Raw genomic sequence first — 5,737 nt, 5'->3', positions numbered from 1 at the left:
GGTAGGCCCACTACCACTCATCATAGCTCCTAATGCCTTGTTATTTATCATTGTATCTTTAATTCGTTGAATTACTGGATATTTATTCACAGTAACTTCTTCAAGAACATTAAACATATTTTCGGCTAATTCTTTAGTTTGATTATTTTTTAAGCATTCAATAAGAAATTGGTTATCTGGTCTTTTGTTTATTTCTTTTGAATCTATACATTCATAAACTTCCTTTGTAGATACAAATAAGTCTGGCTTGCAAACTAAAATACTAACATCTTTACTTAATCCATCAATTGAAGTAAGTTTTTCTCCTATGCCTTCAGCTAAAGCAGTTCCTCCACTTATACAAAATGGAATATCAGCTCCTAATTCTAGTCCTATTTCCTTTAAATAGCTCTCTGTCAAATCCAAATTCCAAAGCTTATTTAGACCCACTAATATCGCCGCTGCATTTGAACTTCCTCCGGCCATTCCTGCTGCCACTGGTATATTTTTTTGTATATAAATATCTAAACCCTTGTCCATATTAAAAGTCTTCTTCATTAAGTCAACTGCTTTATACACTAGGTTGTTAAAATCTAATGGAATCTCATCACTATTGCTTTTAATTATTACTTTATTGTCTTGTCTTTCTTTAACTTCAATTAAATCATATAAATCAATTGTCTGCATTATCATTTCGACTAAATGATATCCATCCTGTCTTTTTCCTAATACGTCTATAGATAAATTTATTTTAGCTCTGCTTTTTAATTTTATCGAATCCATCATTTTAGCCTCCTCAATGTTTTTCTTTGTATATCGTATAATGCATTACTAATTATAATTATACTACAAAACAAAATAATAGGGGACGTTATCCCCTATTATTTTTTTCTTTATTCATTTTGTGTAACTTTCTTTTCTAAAATTAGACATTTACCTGGAACTAAATTTTCATTTACATCAATCTCATTTGTTTGAGCTATTTCTTCTTCTGTCGTATTGTATTTTTTAGCTATATCCCATAAATTATCGTTTTCTTTGCAAATATATATAATTATACTTGGAGCCTTCGATAGATCATATTCTCCTTTGTCTTCTCCTTTTATTATGAAACTCTCCGCTTTTTTATCGATTACCTCTATGAATCTGCCTATTTTTACATTTAATTCAATTTGATTTCTATTTAAATCAGCATCTACCTTTTCGATACAAATTGTATTAAATACTGAACATGTATCTGATAATTTATTTACTTCTAATTCATGTTCAAAAGGGATCTCTTCATTTATTTTATAAATCATCTTCAAGCCTTCAACAGGGATAAAAAGTATATCTGCCTTTATTATGCCCTGTATTACACAATTAGAACCCTCTATATAAGTATTTTCTATAGATGCATTACAGCAAATATTTACAATATCCTTTATTTGAACATCATCATTATCATAGCTTAAATTTTCTCTTACTAAAAAGCTATCATTTGACGATAATAAGGTTTTATTTAAATTTATAAGTCTATGTTCAAATTTGATTATTTTCTGAGGAGAATAAGCATCCTGAAGTACTTCTCTAGTCACCTCTTCGCTGACCTTGACCTTTGAAAAAACTGTGCATTCTACTTCTAAAAGCCCTGTATTATTATCTGGATTTCGTTTAAACTCATAATTGAAATCACCTATATTCATAAGTATCTCTTCATTCATTCCATCAAATACTCCAGGCACTTCTATAAACTGTGTAAAATCAATGCCAACTTTATCTAGCTCTACAATTTCTGAATCATAAGTGCAAGCTAGAGGATTTATTTCTAATACACCGCCTATTATAACTTTATTATCTGTTATTCGGCTTTCTTTAACCCTTAAGCTAGGTGTTATATTTATAATATCTTCTATTTCCTCGACATTAACTGTAATCGTATCTCTGACTACATTTTCTGATTTTTCAATTCCAACTATATCTTGAAATGAAATTTCCTTTCTATGCTTCTGTATACCTTCAACCTGAGAAACATCCTTCACTATGTCTAATCTCTGCTTTTCAAATAAGCTCCCTCTTATATTGATTAGAGCGCCTACCTTTATCTTTCTTTCGTTCATTATAGTGCAATCCATATGCTCTACCTCAGGAAAAAGCATATATTCCATATCAGGAACAACATTATCCTTCTCTATAACTTCATTTATCTCGATCTTGCCGCTTATATTTGATATTGTACTCTTGTCATCCGCAACATAAATAACATTATAATTAAAGCTTCCTCTACAGGTTATTTTACCTTCTAGCATTTCAACCTTTCTAATTACTATGTATCCCATAGTGTCGACAATATCGTACACATCCGATTTTCTATCTGGAACAACATTTTCAGCTTCTATAAAGGTTTGAAATTTCCCGAAGTCCATCCTATTGTCTATTTTAATAATATCCTTAATTAACTCCACAGCTATCCCTCCCATATAATTTAACTATTAAATTATATTTATCAGGACAAAAAAAAATTACACCTATTTAATAGGTATAATTTTAACTTGCATTTAATGTATCATCTGTAGTTTTGCAAATTTGTAATTTTACATTTGCTGTCAATAAATCAGAGTAGCTATAAGACACTCTTTGATTTCCATCTGATGTTCCACCTAATTTTACTACAAAAACACTTGGATATACATTTTCTAATACTCCAACTTTTGTAACAACCTGTTTTCTACCTTTGTTGGCCTTTAATACTATAGTCTTTCCTAAGTGTTTCTTTAAAGTTACTCTAATCTTATCCAAAGTTTGAACAGTAGCCACAACATCACCTTCTTTATTTTTATATGTTTACATAATATCATAAAAAAGGAAATTTGTCAAACGTATAAACTAATAATTTTATATATTTTTTACTCTATTGTCAATAGTATTTTTTAAGAATACAGTATTATTTTAAATTTACCGTATTTTTATCAAAGTGTATGGTTTTGATTTAATTTTCAAAATGTTAATTAAATTTTGACTTCTATATATTTCTACAATAAATAAGGTCTTGGCATAGCCCATCTAAATTTACCTCTTGTCTCAAAACCACCAATTCCCTTTATTCCTGTAATTGTCTGCTCCAATATTTCTTCTATAGGAACAACTATATCAATCCTAGAACAAGCTATTTTTTCAACTATAAATACAGGGTCTAGTGCATGTATCATAATTCTACCTGGTGAGCTAGCATAATTCGCTCCAGCCTTCATCAGAGCCTCATAATTAGACTGACAAGCTCCAGCGAATATAACTAAGGTATCTAAATTAGGCTGCCATTTTCTAGCTTCCTTTACAGCCTTAAAAAAATTATATGAATTTCTGTAATTGTTTATATTTTTTACATCCCCATTTTTCACGTGCATAGCATCATGACCTGTTATTACTAATATATCGGGATTGTGTTTTTCCAATAAATTTTTAACCTCTTTATATTGATTTGCTTCTGGGATTGCAACTCCCACCGCTGGTATCCCCAGCTGTGAATATACATCTAAGCATATTTTCAAATATTCTTTATCTCCATCTATTTGAAGAACTTTGCCTGGAATACCGTAGACATTAGCTGTTGATTGAGCTAACTTTTGGATTCCGCGCATATTTTTTTTCTCTCTTTCCTTTGCTTTTTTAAGAGATCTATATAAAATATTTTCAACATTTTTGTCCATTAAAACCTCTCTTATATCTGGAGGCTTCAATAATTCTAAATCACTCAAATACGCATCAGCTATAATTCTAAAAGCAACCCCTTTTAATATAGCCACTTTGTCTCCATTATCATCAGTTATGATATCAGTGATTTTAAAAACAATGTCTTTGTCATATGACTTTCTAGCTACAATATCTCCAACCTTCATGGTAATCCCCCTATTACTCGATTTAGTTTATATTATGTTGTTTAATTATTTTTGTTCCAAAAGTCATCAAAAAGTATCAATTTAAAATTAGAATATTATATAATTTATATATGGTTTTAATTAAACTAAATAGGAGGACTAGATAATTATGAGAATAGGAATTTTAGCATGCTCAGTATTTGAGCCTGAGTTAGAAAAAGTTTTAGAAGATATAAAAAATAAAAATTTATTCGATGTCGATATTGAAGTTACTTATCTTCATTTCGGATTACATACTGATTTAGATAAATTAGAAGCAGATGTTACAGGTGCATTGGACAAAATGACTGTAGAATACGACAAGGTAATAGTTCTTTACGGCTCTAAATGTCACTATAGATTTTTCGAGTTTTTGAAAAAATACAATAATATAGTTACTATCAAGCCGTCAAACTGCTTAGAAGCTATTATCGGTGATAGAGTTGTTGAATCTTATGTCGAAGGAAAAGATATATACTTAACATCAGGATGGGTCGAAAAATTTGATCAGTTAAATGAATTCAGCCATGCTGTAGATAATTACGATGTAATAAATCAATTTGGCATGTACGAAAATGCCATCATCGGAAACACAGGTGTAATTGAAATCACAGACGATATGATATTTGAATTATACGAAAAAATTCAAGTTCCTGTAGAGGTTGAGGATGTAGATATAAGTATTTTCGAAAATCTAATGATAGATACAATCAAAGAAGCTGTACAATAAGGTTTTACCAAAACAAAGGAGCTGCACAATTTAATGCAACTCCTTTTATCAACAAATTTATTTGTTTTTTCCACAGCATTTTTTGTATTTTTTACCGCTTCCACATGAACTTGAAGTTCCTATATTATCTGTACTTATAGTATTATCTGTATTATTTGTATTTATTGTATTCCGGTATTAGGTATCATCTGTATTATTTGTATTATTTGTATTATTTGTACTATAAGTATTTCTCCAACGTGGACAAAATGTGGACATTGACCACATCCGTTCACTGCAATCATTCTACTATATAATATAGTAATATACAAATCTGCGATTATAATATTCGCACCTTTGTAATTCTTTTATATTATATAATATTTAATATTTATAGTCAATTAAAGAGAGAGGAATAATAGTTATTATTCAATATCAATTTTATATTTAATTATTTTATCTATTGTTTCTGATTTTGATATATTATCAAATACTTCTGAAGCATATTTTCTTGAATCCTCTGTACTTGATATATAGAAGTTTTCAGTAGTTTCTATATTTCTATGTCCAAGTAAATCGGCTACATCTCTAATTTCAACACCACTATTTAAAATCTTTGTTGCATAACTACCTCTTAAATCATAAAATCTACACTTTTTAATACCTAATTCATTATGAATAATTTTAAATGGTGTTCTTGTAATATCTGTTCCAAGATATAATCCATTTTCTTTTGTAAAAATTAAATCTATGTTTTCAGATTCTTTATTACTTAATTCTTCTCTTACTATTCTATGTTCTATTACTTTTCCATACGAATTAACAACATCTTCAACACGATACTTTATATATCTTCTTCCAAATAATTTTTTATAATAGTCTTGTTTCTTTTTATAATTCTGTAATGCTATTTTTAATGTTTGACTTAAATGAATTTTTCTAGTTCCTGATTCTGTTTTAGTAGTTCCTATAAACCACCTACCTTTATCATCTTTCGGTTTGTCATATACATTATGTTTAATGCTGTTTCTTCATATATTCTGCTGCCTTTAAATATTTCTTCAAATTCTGGAAAACATATATTTATAAGTCTTTTATATCTATTTTTACAACTCACATTTAATTGAGTTAGATAAAAATATTGTCTTGTCATTGC

Annotated in this window: 9 protein-coding genes; 1 reads left to right on the top strand and 8 read right to left on the bottom strand. The window is 28.8% G+C overall.

The genetic code is table 11. The features are described from left to right. From ispE to yabG, 4 genes are all read right to left on the bottom strand, one after another. A partial coding sequence (gene ispE, locus MR593_RS11405; protein ID WP_290692963.1) for a 4-(cytidine 5'-diphospho)-2-C-methyl-D-erythritol kinase occupies positions 1 to 762 on the bottom strand: 762 nt, incomplete at its 3' end. 110 nt (positions 763 to 872) lie between these two features. After that, the gene (locus MR593_RS11400; protein ID WP_290692961.1) at positions 873 to 2,423 is read right to left on the bottom strand and encodes a DUF3794 and LysM peptidoglycan-binding domain-containing protein; all 1,551 of its coding nucleotides are present in this window, start codon (positions 2,421 to 2,423) and stop codon (positions 873 to 875) included. A gap of 82 nt (positions 2,424 to 2,505) precedes the next feature. Then, complete coding sequence (locus MR593_RS11395) at positions 2,506 to 2,775, bottom strand: Veg family protein (protein ID WP_290692959.1); 270 nt, start codon at positions 2,773 to 2,775, stop codon at positions 2,506 to 2,508. Between the two features lie 215 nt (positions 2,776 to 2,990). Next, entirely contained in the window at positions 2,991 to 3,854 is an 864-nt protein-coding gene (gene yabG / locus MR593_RS11390; RefSeq protein WP_290692957.1) for a sporulation peptidase YabG, read from the bottom strand. Positions 3,855 to 4,002: 148 nt separating this feature from the next. Between yabG and MR593_RS11385 the strand changes: the two genes are divergently transcribed. Next, positions 4,003 to 4,602: a DUF1638 domain-containing protein gene (locus tag MR593_RS11385; RefSeq protein ID WP_290692955.1), complete on the top strand. Its 600-nt coding sequence runs from the start codon at positions 4,003 to 4,005 to the stop codon at positions 4,600 to 4,602. Positions 4,603 to 4,659: 57 nt separating this feature from the next. On the opposite strand, the gene MR593_RS13665 is transcribed toward MR593_RS11385, so the two are convergent. The 4 genes from MR593_RS13665 to MR593_RS11375 all read right to left on the bottom strand — a co-directional run. Then, complete coding sequence (locus tag MR593_RS13665; protein WP_442908408.1) at positions 4,660 to 4,725, bottom strand: SEC-C metal-binding domain-containing protein; 66 nt, start codon at positions 4,723 to 4,725, stop codon at positions 4,660 to 4,662. A 38-nt stretch (positions 4,726 to 4,763) separates the two neighbouring features. Beyond that, positions 4,764 to 4,886 (bottom strand): hypothetical protein, encoded by a 123-nt coding sequence (locus tag MR593_RS11380; RefSeq protein WP_290692953.1) that lies wholly within the window; start codon positions 4,884 to 4,886, stop codon positions 4,764 to 4,766. A 120-nt stretch (positions 4,887 to 5,006) separates the two neighbouring features. Further along, positions 5,007 to 5,372 carry a tyrosine-type recombinase/integrase gene (locus MR593_RS13660; RefSeq protein WP_442908407.1) on the bottom strand — a complete coding sequence of 122 codons (366 nt, stop codon included), beginning with the start codon at positions 5,370 to 5,372 and terminating at the stop codon, positions 5,007 to 5,009. 176 nt (positions 5,373 to 5,548) lie between these two features. Next, the coding region (locus MR593_RS11375; protein WP_290692952.1) for a hypothetical protein at positions 5,549 to 5,737 on the bottom strand (189 nt) is incomplete at its 5' end.

Origin of the sequence: Intestinibacter sp. (assembly GCF_022780145.1) — a bacterium.
GTDB lineage: Bacteria > Bacillota > Clostridia > Peptostreptococcales > Peptostreptococcaceae > Intestinibacter.
Note: the sequence above shows the minus strand (reverse complement) of the source record. Positions and strands in the feature narration are given on the sequence as shown.